Source organism: Flagellimonas amoyensis (genome assembly GCF_003058265.1).
Taxonomy (GTDB): Bacteria; Bacteroidota; Bacteroidia; order Flavobacteriales; family Flavobacteriaceae; genus Flagellimonas; species Flagellimonas amoyensis.
In genome coordinates this window covers 94,127-112,195 of the sequence record NZ_QBUK01000002.1, presented here as the reverse complement: position 1 = coordinate 112,195, position 18,069 = coordinate 94,127, and the positions used below count along the sequence as shown (strand labels likewise).

16 protein-coding genes are annotated in these 18,069 nt (G+C 46.4%); 5 read left to right on the top strand and 11 right to left on the bottom strand.

The window, feature by feature from the left end; translation table 11 throughout:
- The 8 genes from DB398_RS03000 to DB398_RS02965 form a co-directional block, all read right to left on the bottom strand.
- Entirely contained in the window at positions 1–894 is an 894-nt protein-coding gene (locus DB398_RS03000; RefSeq protein ID WP_108422932.1) for a DUF4249 family protein, read from the bottom strand.
- A gap of 4 nt (positions 895–898) precedes the next feature.
- On the bottom strand, positions 899–3,298 hold the full coding sequence (locus DB398_RS02995; protein WP_108422931.1) for a TonB-dependent receptor: 2,400 nt from the start codon (positions 3,296–3,298) through the stop codon (positions 899–901).
- A 118-nt stretch (positions 3,299–3,416) separates the two neighbouring features.
- Positions 3,417–5,639, bottom strand: a complete 2,223-nt coding sequence (locus DB398_RS02990; protein WP_108422930.1) for an NADP-dependent isocitrate dehydrogenase — start codon at positions 5,637–5,639, stop codon at positions 3,417–3,419.
- Between the two features lie 616 nt (positions 5,640–6,255).
- A complete protein-coding gene (gene rplS / locus DB398_RS02985) occupies positions 6,256–6,606 on the bottom strand; it encodes a 50S ribosomal protein L19 (RefSeq protein WP_108422929.1) in 351 nt (116 codons plus the stop codon).
- 137 nt (positions 6,607–6,743) lie between these two features.
- Entirely contained in the window at positions 6,744–7,418 is a 675-nt protein-coding gene (gene trmD, locus DB398_RS02980; RefSeq protein ID WP_108422928.1) for a tRNA (guanosine(37)-N1)-methyltransferase TrmD, read from the bottom strand.
- 102 nt (positions 7,419–7,520) lie between these two features.
- A complete protein-coding gene (locus DB398_RS02975; protein WP_108422927.1) occupies positions 7,521–8,129 on the bottom strand; it encodes a tRNA (guanine-N1)-methyltransferase in 609 nt (202 codons plus the stop codon).
- 116 nt (positions 8,130–8,245) lie between these two features.
- A complete protein-coding gene (locus DB398_RS02970; RefSeq protein ID WP_108422926.1) occupies positions 8,246–9,694 on the bottom strand; it encodes a glyceraldehyde-3-phosphate dehydrogenase in 1,449 nt (482 codons plus the stop codon).
- Positions 9,695–9,826: 132 nt separating this feature from the next.
- Complete coding sequence (locus DB398_RS02965) at positions 9,827–11,221, bottom strand: S1C family serine protease (RefSeq protein WP_108422925.1); 1,395 nt, start codon at positions 11,219–11,221, stop codon at positions 9,827–9,829.
- Between the two features lie 134 nt (positions 11,222–11,355).
- Between DB398_RS02965 and dapF the strand changes: the two genes are divergently transcribed.
- The 4 genes from dapF to DB398_RS02945 all read left to right on the top strand — a co-directional run bounded on the left by dapF (position 11,356) and on the right by DB398_RS02945 (position 14,497).
- A complete protein-coding gene (gene dapF, locus DB398_RS02960; RefSeq protein WP_108422924.1) occupies positions 11,356–12,138 on the top strand; it encodes a diaminopimelate epimerase in 783 nt (260 codons plus the stop codon).
- A complete protein-coding gene (locus DB398_RS02955) occupies positions 12,126–12,659 on the top strand; it encodes a GNAT family N-acetyltransferase (RefSeq protein ID WP_108422923.1) in 534 nt (177 codons plus the stop codon). Before dapF ends, DB398_RS02955 begins: the two co-directional genes overlap by 13 nt.
- Entirely contained in the window at positions 12,649–13,692 is a 1,044-nt protein-coding gene (gene mltG / locus DB398_RS02950) for an endolytic transglycosylase MltG (RefSeq protein ID WP_108422922.1), read from the top strand. The genes DB398_RS02955 and mltG overlap by 11 nt, the downstream gene beginning before the upstream one ends.
- Positions 13,693–13,852: 160 nt before the next feature.
- Positions 13,853–14,497 (top strand): lysozyme family protein, encoded by a 645-nt coding sequence (locus DB398_RS02945; protein ID WP_108423209.1) that lies wholly within the window; start codon positions 13,853–13,855, stop codon positions 14,495–14,497.
- Between the two features lie 45 nt (positions 14,498–14,542).
- On the opposite strand, the gene DB398_RS02940 is transcribed toward DB398_RS02945, so the two are convergent.
- From DB398_RS02940 to dnaA, 3 genes are read right to left on the bottom strand one after another with little or no spacing between them, the layout of a single operon-like run.
- Positions 14,543–15,271: an SAM-dependent methyltransferase gene (locus tag DB398_RS02940; RefSeq protein ID WP_108422921.1), complete on the bottom strand. Its 729-nt coding sequence runs from the start codon at positions 15,269–15,271 to the stop codon at positions 14,543–14,545.
- A 4-nt stretch (positions 15,272–15,275) separates the two neighbouring features.
- Positions 15,276–15,728, bottom strand: a complete 453-nt coding sequence (locus tag DB398_RS02935; RefSeq protein WP_108422920.1) for a low molecular weight protein-tyrosine-phosphatase — start codon at positions 15,726–15,728, stop codon at positions 15,276–15,278.
- Between the two features lie 18 nt (positions 15,729–15,746).
- A complete protein-coding gene (gene dnaA, locus DB398_RS02930) occupies positions 15,747–17,171 on the bottom strand; it encodes a chromosomal replication initiator protein DnaA (RefSeq protein ID WP_072882584.1) in 1,425 nt (474 codons plus the stop codon).
- Between the two features lie 203 nt (positions 17,172–17,374).
- Between dnaA and DB398_RS02925 the strand changes: the two genes are divergently transcribed.
- Entirely contained in the window at positions 17,375–17,773 is a 399-nt protein-coding gene (locus tag DB398_RS02925; RefSeq protein ID WP_108422919.1) for an acyl-CoA thioesterase, read from the top strand.
- Positions 17,774–18,069: the final 296 nt, after the last annotated feature.

Sequence of the window (18,069 nt, the reverse complement as noted above, 5' to 3'; positions counted from 1 at the left end):
CTATTCGATGGTGATGGTTTGGGAATAGGTCTGTACCACTGCAAAATAACCTAGCGCAAAATCATTGGGCCGTTCCACATTGTCAAAAATGTTGATATTGTCCAAACCTGTGATGTCAAAAACATTGCCCCTGGCAGTTGCAACCGGGGTCTGAAAAACGCCTCCAGTGTTAGTGGTCTGCTCGATGACCAAGTCCATATAATTGTAAAAGTCCTGGGTGGCCCCCAAAATGCTCACTGTAATATCCTGTCCGGCATTGAGGCTGTCGTCATAGAAATAGGAGAACTCAAATTCTTGTCCCTGAAAGAATTGATCCTCCACGGTCAGGAACTCTCCAAAACCGAAATCAAATACATAGAAATCATCGCGGTCGCCATCGTCCGTAAAAGTTACGACCACTTCGGTCTCCTCTTCGTCAAAAAGAGTGCCGTCACCCTGTTCCAAATGATCTATCGGGACTGTTGGGGCATACTCGGTCCGGGCATAATACCTTTTGCCTTTGTGGGTCAACTCTAGGATGAAGACCATTCCCGGTTCCACAACGGAGGTCCGGATGCGTTGGTCCGAGGAAAAGTTGGGGTCTGGGACATAGATGCCACTTCCCGGTTCTCTTTCGGCCAAGGAACAGAATGCCAAGCTTTCAAAAATATCACCGTTTAGGGGTATGCCATAGGTGATGACGGCATTTTCCACTTGGGTGGGCAGGTTTTCGTCAAAATAATTGGTGGTTTCCTTCATGCGGATCTCCACGTTCACAAACTCCTGGCTTTTATCCACCCGCAAAAGGCCATCGACAATGAGTTTGGCTTCCACTTCGGGCAAATCGACATCGATAACATCTTCGCATGCGAAGAGCAATAGAAGTCCGACGATATATAGAATTCCTTTTTTCATGGTGCTAAAATTTAAAGTTGTAGGTCACAGATGGGATGATGCCGAATACCGAAGTGCGTAAGGCTTCGTTTCGCCCGGTGTCCTCATTCTCCCTAAAGTTGATGGAGGCCGCATTCTTTCTGCTGTACAGGTTGTAGATGCCAAAGACCCATTCGGCCTGTACTTTCCGAGACCTGTTCTTCTTTGGGGTGAGTATGGCCGAAACGTCCAGTCGGTGATAGTCGGGCAACCTTTCCTTGTTCCGTAAGCCATAATAGGGCACGGTGACCCCTTCAAATTCAAATTGGCCAATGGGGTAGTTGGTGGGCTGGCCGGTTTGATAGATGAAATTGGCATTGAAGCTCCATTTGTCGTTAAGTTCAAAGTTGCCAAATAGGGAAAGGTCGTGGGTTTTGTCATAAGGGGTATTGTACCATTGCCCAAGATTGATCCCTGTTTCAAGATTGGATCGGCCGGTATCAAAATCCAAATCCCTTCCTGGGGTGCGTTGTTCCGATTTGGAAAGGGTATAAGCCAACCAGCCCGTGAACCGCCCCTCATTTTTCCTAAAAAGTATTTCCAGACCATAGGCCCGGGCCTGTCCGTTGAGGATAACCTGTTCGATGGCATTGTTGGCGATGAGATTGGCCCCATCAATATAATCGATCCTGTTCTGGATATCCTTGAAAAAGGCTTCAGTTTCGAACGTGTATTCCCCGCCCTTGATGTTCCTGAAATACCCGATGGCATATTGGTCCAGCAATTGGGGCTTCACGAAAGGACCACTTGGCGTCCATACATCCAGGGGAGTAGGGGAGCTGGTGTTGGACAGGAGGTGCAGGTATTGGGACAAGCGTGTGTAGCTTGCTTTGATGGCGTTCTTTTCGTTGAAATTGTACGACATGGACACTCTGGGCTCCAAGTTGAAGAATTTTTTCAAGGTGCCGGACCTTCCAGGGTTGATGGAGTCGATGGGTTCCGCTTCGCGATAGACCAAGGTGAAGGGGTCAAATTCCACAGGGTTGTTGTTCCTGTACACATAGAACTCATCTTGCCCCAATCGGTTGAATTGGCTTGCCCGAAGCCCATACTCGATGCTCAGGTTTTCGGTCACATCGTGTTCCACATCAATATAGATGGCACTTTCGTTGGCGTATTTTTTGATCAATTGTTCCTCAACAATGCCAGAGTCTGCACTATTCGGGGTTATTTCTCCAGGATTGAAGACGTAATAAATATTCTGGAGGCCATAGTTCATCTGCACCTTGTCGCTCAGGTAGTGTTTCAGGTCGTATTTGAGGTTGAAGTTTTGGATGCCTGAATTCCACTCAAACCCCACAAAATCAAGCTCTAGTCCGTAATAATAGTCTGAATAGATCAACGATAGGTTGGAAAAGATTTTTTCCGAGAACAAGTGGTTCCATCTGAAATTTCCGACGGCATTGCCATAGGTGTTCACAAAACGATCACCGATGCTGAACAGGTCCCTGCCAAAGTAACCGGAGAGGTAGATGTTATTGTTGTCATTGATCTTGTGGTTGATCTTTGTGTTCAAGTCGTAGAAATAGGCCTTGTTGTCCACATCAAAAATTGGCAGGAACAGATGAATGTAGGAAGCTCTTCCCCCGACCAAAAAAGCGGTTCTATCCTTGATGATGGGCCCTTCCAAGAGCAGTCGGCTGGCCACGGCACCAATCCCGCCATTGACCTTGAAATCCTTGCTGTTCCCTTCCTTTTGAAAAATCTCCAGCACGGAGGATACCCTTCCTCCATATCTGGAAGGAATGCCTCCCTTGAAGAGTTTTACATCCTTTATGGCATCTGGGTTGAAAACAGAGAAGAAACCAAACAAATGCGAAGAATTGAACACTGTGGCCTCATCCAAAAGAATCAGGTTTTGGTCAACGGCACCGCCCCTGACATTGAATCCTGATGACGCTTCACCGGCATTGGAAACCCCGGGCAACAACAACAGCGATTTGATCACATCGGCTTCCCCGAGCACCACGGGAATCTGTTTGATGGTCTGTGCGGTCAGGGTGTTCACGCTCATTTGGGGTTTTCGGATGTCCAATCGTTCCACATCATCGGTGACTACCACTTCATCCAGTTCCTCGGCTTCTTCGGCCAAATAAAAGTCCTTCTTGATGTTTTTGTCCAAGGATATGTTCTCCATCACATCCTGAAATCCCAAATAACTTACCATGACCCTGTATTCGCCTTTTGGAAGGGTAATGGAATAAAAGCCGTACTCGTTTGTCGTGGTTCCAGTGCCCAACTCTGGAATGGCTATGGTGACCCCGATCAGGGTCTCGTTACTGCTGGCTTCGGAAATGGTGCCGCTAAGGGTGAATTTCTGTTGGGCCTGGACCCAAGCGTGTTGAAGAAGTAAGATGGCCGAAATGGCCAAAAATCTTTTGGACATTGAAAGGTGTTTTCCTCTAAAATACACACTCCAGACCTATTTTGGCATAAAAAAAGCGCAAACCTGAAAAATAAACAGGGTTGCGCTTTTAGGTGGTAAGTCGTTGACTTGTTATCTGTTACGAAATGGAACCCAATATGCTGTTCAAGGTTTTACTGGGTCTCATCGCGTTGGAAGCCATCTCGGCATCTGGAAGGTAATAACCTCCAATGTTTACAGGAGCTCCTTGGGCATCTATCAATTCTTGGGCAATTTTGGATTCGTTGGAAGAGAGTTTATCAAAAACCTTACTGAAGGTGGCTTTTAGGTCACTATCTTGGTCTTGCAATGCCAATTGTTCGGCCCAATAGAGTGCCAAATAGAAATGGCTGCCCCTTGTGTCCAGTTCGTTTACCATTCGCGAGGGAGACTTGTCATTATCCAAGAATTTTTCGGTGGCCTTGTCCAATGCATCGGCAATGACTTTGGCCTTTTTGTTGTTGTTCTTTTCCCCAAAGAATTCCAAGGATACGGCAAGTGCCAAGAATTCACCCAAAGAATCCCACCTCAAGTGGCCTTCTTCGAGGAATTGTTCCACGTGCTTGGGGGCCGAGCCACCTGCTCCGGTCTCGAACAATCCACCACCGTTCATAAGCGGTACGATGGAGAGCATCTTTGCACTGGTGCCTACTTCTAGGATAGGGAAGAGGTCGGTAAGGTAATCCCGCAATACGTTTCCGGAAACCGAAATGGTGTCCTTGCCTTCTTTTATGCGTTTTAGGGTAAATGTGGTAGCTTCCAGTGGCGAAAGGATTCTAAGGTCAAGACCATTCGTATCGTGGTCTTTTAGGTATAGATTCACTTTTTTGATCAATTCCGCGTCATGCGCCCTGTCCTTGTCCAACCAGAAAACGGCTGGGGTATCGGTTGCCCTTGCCCTGGAAACGGCCAATTTTACCCAATCCTGTACGGGGGCATCCTTCACTTGGCACATTCTCCAGATATCGCCTTCCTCCACGGGATGTTCTAGTAAGGTTTCCCCGGTTGAAATGCTTACGACCTTAGCGGTCCCAGCCTTTGGAATTTCAAAGGTCTTGTCGTGGGAACCATATTCTTCGGCCTTTTGTGCCATCAGTCCCACATTGGGAACGGTCCCCATGGTGGTGGGGTCAAAAGCACCGTGTTCTTTGCAAAAATCGATGGTAGCTTGGTATATGTCCGAGTAGCTACTGTCGGGAATGATGGCCTTGGTATCTTTCAATTTACCGTTCTTGTCCCACATTTTACCTGAGCTACGGATCATGGCAGGCATGGATGCATCAATGATGACATCGCTGGGTACATGCAGGTTGGTGATTCCTTTGTCCGAATTCACCATGGCCAGATCAGGACCATTTTCCATGCTCTTGGCAATGGCCTCTTCAATCTCTTTGTGTTGGTCGGCTGGTAATTGGCCAATTTTGTCCAATAGCGTAGCCAATCCGTTGTTGGCATCTATGCCCAATTTCTCAAACGTGCCGCCATAGGTTTTGAACAGGTCGGCAAAATATACTTTTAGGGCATGGCCAAAAATGATGGGGTCGGAAACCTTCATCATAGTGGCTTTAAAATGCAGGGAAAGCAGTAGATTTTCTTTTCGCGCCTCGGCGATTTCCTTTGTTAGAAAATCCACCAATGCTTTTTTGCTCATGACGGTGGCATCTATGACCTCATCTTTCTGAAGGGCCACTTTATCCTTTAGGATAATGGTCTCTCCATTGGTGCCGACCAATTCAATACGCACATCATCCGCTTTGGGCATGGTGAGCGATTTTTCATTGGACTTGAAGTCTCCATGGGTCATGCTGGCCACATGGGTCTTGGAAGTGGCGGCCCATTCACCCATGCTATGTGGGTGTTTTTTGGCGTAATTTTTTACGGCATTGGGGGCCCTTCTGTCGGAGTTCCCTTCCCTTAGCACAGGGTTTACGGCACTACCTTTGATTTTGTCGTATTTTCCTTTGATGGTTTTTTCCTCATCGGTCTTTGGCTCATCGGGGTAGTTGGGGAGGTTGTATCCCTTTTTTTGTAGCTCTTCAATGGCCTCTTTCAGCTGTGGGATAGAGGCACTGATATTGGGTAGTTTGATGATATTGGCCTCAGGCGTTTTGGCCAATTCGCCCAAAATGGACAGGTCGTCCGGAATTTGTTGGTTTTTTTCCAAATATTCAGGAAACATGGCGCAGATCCTGCCGGCCAGGGAAATGTCCTTGGTCTCTATGGCAATGTTGGCGGTTTCTGTGAAGGATTTGACAATGGGTAGGAAAGATAGTGTTGCTAAGGCAGGTGCCTCATCGGTTTTGGTGTAATAGATTTTAGCCATTTATGTGTATAATGTTTGAGCGTTGCAAATATACAATATATTGTATGTTGAACGGCCAATAAAACTAACAGGGAGAAGCGGATGCGTGAAAAAACGAAAGCCATATCTGTGCCTGAACATAGATATGGCTTTCAGAAAAGATCTTGGATTGTTCTGCATTGTTACACAAAACCTGCAATCCTGGATTGCATCCACAGACCTTTGACGTTTCCTCTGCGTGTGTTTTTAATTTTTCAACTAAACTCCATCAAGCAAAGTGTACCTCGTTCCCTAAATTTTATCAAGAGGGGAAATTGCTCTCCCGTCCGCACATAAAATCCATTATTTCGATTTCGGACCTGCCTTAACCTGTCCCAATTCGAAATTCCTTTTGTGATCAGTAGTGTTACTAATTTAAAGGGGAATCCTCGGTTTTTAAAGAACGTCAACTTTAAAATCGAAATATGGTCCTGAATGGTATCGCTCTCATATCTCTTATACTAAAGTATAACAAAGCGTTGGATAATCACATTTTATAACCGATTAAAAATCAACAACGTATGAACCGAAGTTATTAACAATTGTTCATAAAAAAAGCACCCTTTTGGGGTGCTCTTTTCTTTGATGGGGCAATGGATTATCCCCTAACTTCTTTGATACGGGCCTTTTTACCGGTAAGACCTCTAAAGTAGAAGATTCTAGATCTACGTACTTTACCTTTTTTGTTGACCTCAATTTTTTGCAAAGCGGGCATGTTAACTGGGAAAATACGTTCCACACCTACTGTGCCTGACATTTTGCGAATGGTGAAGGTTTCTGTGGCACCGCTTCCCCTTCTTTGGATCACAACTCCTTTGAAGAACTGGGTACGTGTTTTTTCACCTTCCTTGATTTCATAATACACGGTGATGGTGTCACCGGATGAAAATTTTGGAAAATCTTTTTTTGGAACAAATTCGTCTTCAACAAATTTTACTAAGGATTCCATGGTATTTTTTTTTATCGTTTACCAAGACCAACTTTCACGTATTTCGTCAGAGGTTGATTTTGAGATTGCAAAAGTAATGCAATATTTAGAAATAGCAAGGTGTTTTGATGGTTTTTGGGCAATTTCGGGAAAAATGTTCATTCCAAAAGGTCGGGCCGTCGTTCCTTGGTCCGCTCCAAGGCCTGTTCCTCCCTCCATTTTTCAATTTTGGGCAGGTTTCCGCTCAGCAAGATCTTGGGCACTTCCATTCCTTTGTACTCGGCAGGGCGCGTATAAACGGGGGGAGCCAACAGGTTGTCCTGAAAGGTATCTGTCAGGGCAGAGGTTTCATCATTCAAAACTCCGGGCAAGAGTCGGATCACCGCATCGCAGACAATGGCAGCGGCCAGTTCGCCCCCGGAAAGGACATAGTCGCCAATGGAGATCTCACGGGTCACGAACATATCCCGCACCCTTTGGTCGACCCCTTTGTAGTGGCCACACAGTATAATGAGGTTGCCCTTTAGCGACAGCTCGTTGGCCATGCTTTGGTTCAGGGTTTTTCCGTCCGGGGTCATGTAGATGACCTCGTCATAATCGCGCTCGGCCTTTAAGCCTGAAATACATTTGTCAATGGGTTCCACCATCATCACCATGCCAGCGCCGCCCCCAAACTGGTAGTCGTCCACCTGTTTGTAGTTGTTGGTCGCATAGTCCCTCAGGTTGTGAAGGTGGATTTCCACCAATCCTTTCTCTATGGCCCTTTTCAATATGGAAGCTTCAAAAGGGCTTGTCAAAAGTTCGGGCAGTACTGTTATGATGTCTATCCGCATGGATAAGGTCTGTTATGGATTCTTGGCCCAAAAGTAGTGAAAGCTGTTAAAAACTTGGGGATGGCCCCAAAAGAAAAGGCTTCCTTTTGGGAAGCCTTTGAGTCATTTTTTCTGTTTGTTCAGCTCGTCCTGCAGTTGCCTGCTTATTTTTTGCTCCCGTTCCAGGGCCTTTCTTCTGTGGCTTTCGTATTCTGATTCCAGGTCGGCCAGTGCTGATTTAGCCTGTTGGGTCAAGAAGTTGCTGTTTTTGAATCGATAAATGAAGAACAAAAGCAACAACAATAGTCCAAAAATGATGGACCAGAGGATAAAATTATACGTTCCTTTCCCGATGAGGATGCCGAAGAAGGAAATACTGTCCTTTTCTTCCGTAATGGTGTTCAGCTTTTCGGTGGTGTCCCTTAACTTGGTATTGAGGTTGTCTATTTCGGCCTCATTGGCAGTTATGGTGGCGGAAAGGGTCTTTATGGACCCGTAAGCCGTGTTGATGGTATCAAAGATGTTGCTCTTCACCTCGTTGAGCGTGGACAGTTTGACGACTTCATATGGAACGCCATTTCCCGACCTATAATTGGTGGATTGTCTTTCCATGACCTCAAACTGACCTTTGATGGTCATGTCCTGTGGTTCTTCGGAGGTTTCCTCTTGTGCAAAGGATGAAAAGTAGGGTGCTAGCAGGGCAACTGCAAACAAAATTCGTAAATGCTTCATGGTCAAAGTGTTCTCGTATTAAATTTAGATTAAGGGTAAGACGAAATTACACCAATAAACCAAAATTCAAAAGAAAAACCTGCTTACCGGCGATATCTGCCCCTATGGTGCAATCGTTAATAATACGTATAACGCCTTACTTTGGCAATATATTTTGCAAGTCGTATCACTTGGTGCGAATAACCGTATTCATTGTCATACCAAACATAGAGCACCACGCTTTTCCCATCAGCGGAAACTATGGTCGCCTTGCTGTCATAGATGGATGGGGCAGAGGTGCCCACAATATCCGACGAGACCAGTTCATTGCTCAAGGAATATTTGATCTGTTCCACCAAATCCCCTTCAAGGGCATATTTTTTCAGAATCGTATTGATGCTTTCCGCTGTCGTCTTGTTCTTGACCTCCAAATGGAGAATGGCCAAGGAGCCATTGGGTACGGGCACCCTGATGGCATTTGAGGTCAATTTGCCTTTCAATGAGGGCAATGCCTTTGCCACTGCAGAACCGGCACCGGTTTCCGTGATCACCATATTCAGAGCGGCCGCACGGCCCCGACGGTATTTGCTGTGCATATTGTCCACCAAGTTCTGGTCGTTCGTGTAGGCGTGGATGGTCTCCAAATGTCCTTTCCGTATGCCCAGGGAATCTTCCATTACCTTTAATATAGGGGTAATGGCATTGGTGGTGCATGAGGCCGCCGAGTAGATTTTGGTCTTGTCGGGGTCAAAACTCTTGTGGTTCACGCCGTGGACAATATTGGGGACTTCCTTGCCCGGAGCGGTGAGGAGAACCCTACTGGCCCCTTTGGATTCCAAATGTCTGGAAAGGGCCTCTTTGTCACGGAAAGCGCCTGTATTGTCTATGATGAGGGCATTGTAGATTCCGTATGCCGTATAATCGATGTCTTCAGGTTTGTTGGCACGGATAAACTTTACGGTGGTCCCGTTGATGATCAATGCCTGATTTTGGGCATCCACATCCACAGTGCCCATGAACTGGCCGTGAACCGAATCGGTTTTAAGCAAAGCGGCCCTTTTTTCGAGGTTTTCCGCCGTCAGTTCGTCCCGTACCACAACGGCCCTGAGTCTGAGCTGGCTTCCCCGTCCTGTCTTGGCCATGAGTTCCCGGGCCACGAGCCGCCCGATCCTGCCAAAGCCATACAGCACCACATCCTTGGGTTTGATCTCCTTGGTGTGCTCGGCGTCCTTCAGTTTTTCTATGACAAAAGCCTTGACATTGAGATGGTTGTTGTCGTCCGAATGGTACTCGTAGGTCAACTTTCCAATGTCCAGCTTCGCAGGGGGCAGGTTGATGTCGTTGATGGCCCGCAAAATTTCCACAGAATCAAAAATGGAGATGGGTTTCTGTACAAATTCACCTGCATATTCGTGCAGGTTGATGATATCGCTGACATTCTTGTCGATAATCTGGTTTTTGAAAAGGACCACTTCAATGGCCTTGTCGTACCAAAGGTCGCTGATGATCTTGATGAACTCTGTGGTCGCTTTTCTTCTATCTGCCTGAAAGGCAAGCTCTTTTTCGTAAGATTTGATGTTGCTCATGGAACAGGTTGCAGTTCTATAGTTGAAAAATATGGGGCTAAAATAAATATTTCAAACGTTTTCGTAAAAGAATTTGAAAAATAAAAAGCACCCATTTTCAGGGTGCTTTCAAGTGTTTTTCAGGCACTTCTATCAAAGGATCATTCGTACTTTTTCACCTTCTTCGGTTACCATGGTGAAACTGGTCCTGCCATATCTTGAAATTTTTCCAAAAAGCTCTTGGGCATCATCAATATTGTTGATTTCTTCTCCATCCAACTCAATGATGACCTTGTCCTTCAACTGGTATTGGCTGAATGCCTCGGGTACGGCCATGATTTTGACCCCTTTGGAGACCCCGAATTTCTTCTTGTCTTCTTTGGAAAGGTTTTTTACCAAAAAATTGGTCACAGGAAGTGTGACGGACTGTCGCTCCTTTAGCGTCACATTTTTGACAAAACTTTTGCCATCACGGTCCACGGTCACCTTCACCATGTCGCCCGGTCTTTTAGAGGAAAGATAGCCGTTGAGTTCGGAGAACTTATGGATGGTAATGTTGTCCACCTGTTTGATGATGTCACCTTCTTGTAGTCCAGCTTCATCCGCTCCAGATTCCTCCTCAACGCTATGGATATATACACCCTCCAACTGGTCAAGGCCTCTTTCAATGGCAGCTGGGGAATTTATGTTTGCGGCAGAAATGCCTAAAAGCCCTTTCTGTACGTTGCCGAACTCCATAATGTCCTCTACAACCTTTTTGGCAATGTTACTGGGCACGGCAAAGGCGTATCCCACATAGGAACCGGTCTGTGAGGTAATGGCGGTATTGATCCCGATCAGGTCACCGTTGGTGTTGACTAGTGCCCCGCCACTGTTGCCGGGATTCACGGCCGCATCGGTCTGGATAAAGGATTGTGACTTCAAGGGCGACAACGACCTGGCCTTGGCGCTCACGATTCCTGCCGTTACGGTAGAGGTCAGGTTGAACGGGTTCCCTACGGCGAGTACCCATTCCCCGATCTTGGCATTGTCCGAATCTCCAAAAGCCAGATAAGGCAGGGCCTCTTCGGCATCCACCTTCAACAGGGCTATATCGGAATCTTCATCGGTGCCAACAAGCTCCGCTTTATAGGTCCTGTTGTTGTTCAAGGTCACCTCCAACTGGCTGGAGTTGGCAATCACGTGGTTGTTGGTGACGATGTATCCGTCCGGGGTGATGATCACTCCAGATCCTGTTCCCACTTGGGGGGTCTGTTGACGTTCAAATCCATAGAAAAAATCGGAAAGGCTACTGGGGCCTTTGCTCATGGTGAGGTTTTTCACGTGTACCACCGCATTGACCGTTTTTTCGGCGGCCAGGGTAAAATCCACTTCATTGATGCCGGCCCCTTTGGCGGAGGCGGGTATATTACTGGTGGCCACAAGCGGCATTTCCTGTCCTGCGGCTATCCATTTATAATTGTCCTTTTCAAAGAACAATTTGTACGCGCCAAGTGTGATGGCGCCTGCAAAAAGTGATACGACGAATAAATTGGCTATTCTCTTCATAACTCAATACGTATTTAACATTTAGCTTCAACAAATTTAAAAGAATTGCATTTTTGGTTCGGTCTGTTTAACGCTGTTTTAACTGCAAAAATATCCTTAAAGAATACCCTATATTTGTTCCTTTGTAAGTAAACATGAAACTGCAGTTTTTTAAATATCAGGGAACGGGGAATGATTTTGTGGTGATGGATAACCGTCAGCATATGTTCCCAAAAGACAATACCAGTTTGGTGGCACATTTGTGTGATAGACGTTTTGGTATCGGGGCCGATGGCCTTTTGCTTCTTGAAAATGATACGGAGACGGATTTTAGGATGGTCTATTTCAATGCCGATGGGGCAGAGGGAAGCATGTGTGGCAATGGCGGCAGGTGCCTCGTGGCCTTTGCCAACCATTTGGGTGTAGTTGGGGAAGAAGCGGTCTTCAATGCCGTGGATGGACTGCACCATGCCAGTGTGGACGGCAATATCGTTAACCTAAAGATGGTGGATGTTGATGAGATCCACGAAAAGGGCAATTACAGTTTTCTGAACACAGGATCCCCCCACCATGTACAATTGGTAAAAGATTTGGAACATTTTGATGTATATAAGGAAGGAAAAAAGCTTCGCTACGGATTGTATGGACAATCGGGGAGCAACATCAATTTTGTGGAGCAGTTGAATGATGACACCTTTCAGGTAAGGACTTATGAACGGGGAGTGGAAGACGAGACCCTTTCCTGTGGTACCGGGGTCACCGCTGTGGCCTTGGCCATGCACCGGTCAGGAAAAACCACCGCAACCAATGTCAACATCAAGACACTGGGCGGGGATTTGACCATCGGTTTTGAAGAGCAGGACGGAAAATACACCCATGTATTCCTCAAAGGGCCTGCCGATCAAGTATTTAAAGGAGAAGTGGAATGCTCAATTTAAAAGGGAAACAAATCCACCTCAGGGCGTTGGAGCCCTCTGATCTGGACTTTTTGTACGAACTGGAGAACGATACGGCCATATGGGAAATCAGTGGAACGTTGAAGCCCTATTCCAAAAAAGTACTACAGTTGTATCTGGAGAACGCCCATCGGGACATCTACGAAGTGAAACAGCTTCGTCTTTGTATTTGTAGGGCGGACCGGGAATGCATCGGTTTGATCGATCTGTTCGATTTTGACCCCAAGCACCAAAGAGCGGGCATTGGTATTGTGATCACCAACCCCGGTGACCGCAACAAGGGTCTAGGTGCCGAAGCGCTGTCCCTGTTGTGTGATTATGCCTTTTCCACTTTGGACCTCCATCAATTGTACGCCAATATTTTGGAGGACAACGAGGCCAGTATCCACCTTTTCGAGAAAATGGGTTTTGTGCCGATCGGCGTAAAAAAGGAGTGGATGAGAACCAGTTCAGGGTTCAAGAATGAAATCATGTTTCAAAAGATAAATTCGGATGTATCTTAAAAAAATCTTGTGGGCAGTAGCCATTTTGGGACTACTGATCTGTGGATTTGTAGTTTATCAGATCTATAGCGCCATTTTTAGTCCAAATACCCAGTTCAACAATGAGGAAGCCTATGTGTATATACCTTCCGATGCCATTTTCACCGATGTAAAGACCTCGTTGGAGCCTTTGTTGAAGGATCTTTCCAGTTTTGAGGCCGTTGCCCGCCGAAAGGGATACACCACCAATGTGAAACCCGGAAAATATGCCCTGAAAAAGGGGATGAACAACAACGAGATCATCAACACCCTTCGTAGTGCCAATATCCCTGTACGGGTTTCGTTCAATAATCAAGAGTCCTTGCAGGCATTGGCGGGCAGGATATCGGAACAGATTGAAGCGGACAGTCTTTCACTACTGCAGGCATTCAACGACCCTGCTTTTTTGAAGGCGTCCCATTTTGATGAGGACAGCAAGCTTGGCATGTATTTGCCCAACACCTATGAATTCTTTTGGAACACCAATGCGAAAGCTTTTCGGGAGCGGATGTGGACGGAATACGATAGGTTTTGGACCGAAGAACGCAAAAAAAAGGCCCAAAACTTGGGACTTGATCCCAACCAGGTCAGTGCTTTGGCGGCCATTGTACAAAAAGAGACCGTAAAGGCCGATGAGCGGCCACGTGTTGCCGGGGTATACCTGAACAGAGTGAAGCGAGGGATGCTGTTGCAGGCCGACCCTACGGTCATCTACGCCATCAAAAAGGAAACGGGCAATTACGATACCATCATCAAGCGAGTGCTCTATCGGGATTTGGAAATGGATTCACCCTACAATACCTATAAATATGCGGGTATTCCTCCGGGGCCCATTACCATGCCGGACATCTCGTCCATAGATGCCGTTTTGAACCCCGAAAAGCACGATTATCTCTATTTTGTGGCGGACGTTTCCAACTTCGGATATCACATTTTTGCCAAAACCTTGGAGCAGCACAACCGAAATAAGGTGCAGTACACCCGATGGTTGAATGAGCAAAAAGTGCTCAGATAATGTTGTTTGACGTTAATTGTCAGCCATTTAACGGATTTTAAGCCTCATTTAAGAAAATCTTAGGAGCTTTACTCAACCCGTTAAGTGAACTCCCCCTATATTTGCCGGCCAAATTGATTTTTGATACGTATATAGTGTCGAGATCACAAATATGAACATTATGAAAAGATGGATAGGTTACGTTCTACATCTTGCCATGATCGTAGTTTTGACAAGTTTTGGTTCCTATACCCTAATGAAAAAAGTGGACTATCATGTTCCTGATTCATTGAAGGTAGCGACCGGTCTAGAGCAATTTGCACCGCTGGATTCCATTTCGTCCGTGGGTGAAACAGGAGTTGTGCCCCCCTTTATTGGGAAGGCGTACAATGGTTTCAAGGAGGCACTTGCCTTCAAAGAGTCCCAGGGCAGATATCATGTAGTAAATTCGTTGGGTTACTTGGGCAAGTACCAGTTTGGGGGCAGCACCCTCAATCTTATGGGCATTTATGATATGGATGCCTTTTTGGACGACCCAATATTGCAAGAAAAGGCGTTTGAGGCCAATATTGCACGCAATAAATGGATTTTACGCAAGGATATCAAGCGTTTCAATGGAAAGAAAATAGCTGGGGTGGAAGTGACCGAATCAGGGATTTTGGCCGCGGCGCATTTGGCCGGGGCAGGAAACGTCAAGAAGTACCTACGGTCCTATGGGCAAGAAGATGTGACGGACGCTTATGGAAGCAGCATCTCCTACTACATGAAAAAGTTTGCGGGATATGACATTTCCAACATTGAGCAGAAAAAAAACGCCAAGGTCTAAGAACGACCAAAAAAAGAATAAGACCCGGACCAGTTCCGGGTTTTTTTATGCCTGAATGATATAGATGGTGGGTCTTTTGTCCAAGTCCAGTTCTATTTCGCTCCACTCGTGCACGCTTTTCGTCTGGATGAACTCCGTGGGCAGCGTAATGTCACTTGCAATGCAAAGACGGGTGGTTTTTTGGAGGATCCGTAGGAGCTCCTTCAATAGTTTGTTGTTCCGATAAGGGGTCTCCATGAAAATCTGTGACTGCCCTTTTTCACGGGACAGCTTTTCCAAGTTTTTTACCATGGTCTTGCGTTCGGCATTGTCTATGGGCAAATACCCGTTGAAGGCAAAATTTTGTCCGTTCATGCCGCTGGACATCATGGCCATCAAAATGGAAGATGGGCCCACCAACGGAACCACCTGTATCCTTTTTTGATGGGCTACCCGGACCACATCGGCACCGGGGTCGGCTATGCCCGGGCAGCCGGCTTCAGACAACAGGCCAATATCATGGCCATGTATGCAGGGGTCCAAGTAGGATGGGATTTCTTCCGGGTTGGTGTATTTGTTCAAGGTCTGGATCAAGAGATTGGGCTGTGGTTTGCCTGGGCTCACCCTTTTGATGAAACGTCGCGCCGTTTTCTCGTTTTCCACAATGTAATGGTCAATGCGTTCAATGGTGCCCTTAATGGAAATGGGCATCACTTCCAAAGGAGCGTTGTCTCCGAGTGTTGTGGGAATCAAGTAGACTTTGCCCACGACCAGACCAGGTTTGTTCTCTTCCATGGGTTCAATTTAGCTTTTTGGCAATAGCCTCGCAAGCCCTATCGATCATTTGGTACACATCCTCAAAACCATCGGCCCCACCGTAATAGGGGTCTGGAACTTCGGAAATGCCCAACGCGACTTCTTCCAACAACAGTTTTACCTTTTGGGTCTCTTCGGCTGTGGAGGCCAAATTGGCCACATTGGAAAAATTGCTTCGGTCCATCACGTAGATCAGGTCAAACGTTTCAAAATCCGCTTTGGAAAATTGTCGGCACCTTTGGTGGCTAATGTCCAATCCATGTTCCCGGGCCACGGCAACGGATCTTCGGTCAGGTGGGTTTCCTATGTGGTATCCCCCGGTTCCGGCAGAATCCACAAAGACATGATCAGGGTCCACTTTGGATGCCAATATACCTTCGGCCAAGGGTGATCTGCAAATGTTGCCCAAGCAGACCATCAAGACTTTGGTTTTCATAAAAAAGGGAATTGGTTCCTAGCTGAACTTTTTGTTCAGGTCGTCGATGTACTTTCGGAACTGTTTGTCGGTTTCGGCCAGATTGTCCACAGTTTTACAGGCATGGAGCACTGTGGCGTGGTCCCTTTTCCCAATTTGGGAGCCAATGCTGGCCAAGGAGGCCTTCGTGAATTTCTTTGCAAAGAACATGGCCAATTGTCGGGCCTGTACAATATGTCGTTTCCGGGTCTTGGACTGAAGGGTGGCCACATCCATTTCGAAGTAATCGGAGACCACTTTTTGGATATAATCAATGGAAACCTCGCGCTTCGTGTTCTTGACAAACTTTTCCACCACTTGTTGGGCCAGTTCCAAGGTAACCTCTCGTTTATTGAAGGAAGATTGGGCAATCAAGGAAATGATGGCGCCTTCCAGTTCGCGGATATTGGTCTTGATGTTTCGGGCCACATGGTCTATGATGTCATCCGGCATCTCCACACCGTCCCTGTACAATTTGTTCTTTAGGATGGAAACCCTAGTTTCATAATCCGGACTTTGGAGCTCGGCGGACAATCCCCATTTGAAACGGGAAAGCAATCGCTGCTCAATGTCCTGCATGTCCACGGGAGCCTTGTCCGAGGTCAGGATCACTTGCTTGCCGTTTTGGTGCAAGTGGTTGAATATGTGGAAGAACACGTCCTGGGTTCCAGATTTACCGGAGAGGAACTGTACGTCATCAATAATGAGTACATCGATCAATTGGTAAAAATGGATGAAATCGTTCCGGGTGTTCTTTTTTACAGATTCAATATATTGTTGGGTGAACTTCTCCGCAGAGATGTAGAGCACCGTCTTTTCTGGGTATTTGTCCTTGATCTCCACACCAATGGCATGGGCCAAGTGCGTCTTTCCCAATCCGACCCCTCCAAAGACAAGCAATGGGTTGAAGGAAGTGCCTCCCGGTTTGTTGGCCACGGCCATACCTGCCGATCGTGCCAAACGGTTGGAATCCCCTTCCAGAAAGTTGTCGAAATTGTAGTTGGGATTGAGTTGGGACTCTATCTTGATATTCCGGATGCCGGGTATGACAAACGGGTTCTTGAGTTCGGGACTTTTGGAGGTGATCGGCACGTCCAATTCTTGGGGCGCGACAGCGGTACGATTGGAACTCGGAATCTGCTCCGTGAATGGTTCCTTGTTTCCGTACTTGTTCTCCATTTTTATGATGTAAATGAGCTTGGCACTGCTTCCCAGTTCGCGGGTGAGGGCCACCTTCAAAAGCTTCACATAATGCTCCTCCAACCACTCGTAAAAAAACTTGCTGGGAACTTGAATGCTGAGTGCCTTGTCTGTTAATTTGATAGGCTTGATGGGCTCGAACCAAGTCTTGAATGCCTGCGGTTGGATGTTATCCTGGATAAAAGCCAAACAGTTGTTCCATACGGAATTAGCAGTGACACTCATAGAAGTTTTTCCTTGTTTTTGTTGGTTAGCTATAACACTTTTGATGCAGCATCTATGGGTATCTTAGACGCCTTTGGATGCGACAAATATGTGAACAATTCTTTTAAAAAAAAAATCAATTTGTCATTGAATGTTCTATTTTTTTTTCGCATGTTGCTTGCAATTTAACCAAGACTTTAAATATATACTTTTTAAGTTAAACTATGCAGTTAAATTCACATTCTTTTCGTGTCCGCTATGCAGAAACTGACCAAATGGGAGTGGTCTACCATGGTAATTATGCGCAATACTTGGAGATGGGAAGAGTGGAGTGGCTCAGGGCCTTGGGCATCACCTATAAAAGTATGGAAGACAACGGGGTGATGCTCCCCGTAATATCCTTGCATATCGATTATAAAAAATCTGCGCTATACGACGACCTGCTCACTGTGGAAACCAGCCTGAAGAGCAGACCGCTCGTCAAAATAGAGTTTGAGTACAAGGTCACCAATGAAGTGGGGGACCTGTTGGCCACGGGCCATACCGTTTTGGCCTTTATAGACAAAAACACGGGCAGGCCCATCAAATGCCCCGATTATATTCTGGAAAAACTGGAGGATTGATTTTTTTTAAGAGACAAGAGACAAGAGACAAGAGACAAGAGACAAGAGACAGGAGACAGGAGACAGGAGACAGGAGATCACTTCTGACTTTGCTTTGAACATCAAGCACCGTGCATCGAGCATCAAATAATAGTATGCAGTAACCTTCAACCTGAAACCAGAAGGCAGTTGACAGTATGCAGCCAAGAAATTTCAAGTGACAAGCTCAAGAATCAAGTTTAAGAACAAAGAACCCACCTCTTACTTGACTTCGAATACCAAACACCGTGCATCGAGGATCTAACATCAAATAACAG

What these genes read in the sequence shown, in the direction of transcription:
- DB398_RS03000 (WP_108422932.1), bottom strand. Translation starts at nt 894, where the DNA reads ATGAAAAAAGGAATTCTATATATCGTCGGACTTCTATTGCTCTTCGCA.
- DB398_RS02995 (WP_108422931.1), bottom strand. Translation starts at nt 3,298, where the DNA reads ATGTCCAAAAGATTTTTGGCCATTTCGGCCATCTTACTTCTTCAACAC.
- DB398_RS02990 (WP_108422930.1), bottom strand. Translation starts at nt 5,639, where the DNA reads ATGGCTAAAATCTATTACACCAAAACCGATGAGGCACCTGCCTTAGCA.
- rplS (WP_108422929.1), bottom strand. Translation starts at nt 6,606, where the DNA reads ATGGAATCCTTAGTAAAATTTGTTGAAGACGAATTTGTTCCAAAAAAA.
- trmD (WP_108422928.1), bottom strand. Translation starts at nt 7,418, where the DNA reads ATGCGGATAGACATCATAACAGTACTGCCCGAACTTTTGACAAGCCCT.
- DB398_RS02975 (WP_108422927.1), bottom strand. Translation starts at nt 8,129, where the DNA reads ATGAAGCATTTACGAATTTTGTTTGCAGTTGCCCTGCTAGCACCCTAC.
- DB398_RS02970 (WP_108422926.1), bottom strand. Translation starts at nt 9,694, where the DNA reads ATGAGCAACATCAAATCTTACGAAAAAGAGCTTGCCTTTCAGGCAGAT.
- DB398_RS02965 (WP_108422925.1), bottom strand. Translation starts at nt 11,221, where the DNA reads ATGAAGAGAATAGCCAATTTATTCGTCGTATCACTTTTTGCAGGCGCC.
- dapF (WP_108422924.1), top strand. Translation starts at nt 11,356, where the DNA reads ATGAAACTGCAGTTTTTTAAATATCAGGGAACGGGGAATGATTTTGTG.
- DB398_RS02955 (WP_108422923.1), top strand. Translation starts at nt 12,126, where the DNA reads ATGCTCAATTTAAAAGGGAAACAAATCCACCTCAGGGCGTTGGAGCCC.
- mltG (WP_108422922.1), top strand. Translation starts at nt 12,649, where the DNA reads ATGTATCTTAAAAAAATCTTGTGGGCAGTAGCCATTTTGGGACTACTG.
- DB398_RS02945 (WP_108423209.1), top strand. Translation starts at nt 13,853, where the DNA reads ATGAAAAGATGGATAGGTTACGTTCTACATCTTGCCATGATCGTAGTT.
- DB398_RS02940 (WP_108422921.1), bottom strand. Translation starts at nt 15,271, where the DNA reads ATGGAAGAGAACAAACCTGGTCTGGTCGTGGGCAAAGTCTACTTGATT.
- DB398_RS02935 (WP_108422920.1), bottom strand. Translation starts at nt 15,728, where the DNA reads ATGAAAACCAAAGTCTTGATGGTCTGCTTGGGCAACATTTGCAGATCA.
- dnaA (WP_072882584.1), bottom strand. Translation starts at nt 17,171, where the DNA reads ATGAGTGTCACTGCTAATTCCGTATGGAACAACTGTTTGGCTTTTATC.
- DB398_RS02925 (WP_108422919.1), top strand. Translation starts at nt 17,375, where the DNA reads ATGCAGTTAAATTCACATTCTTTTCGTGTCCGCTATGCAGAAACTGAC.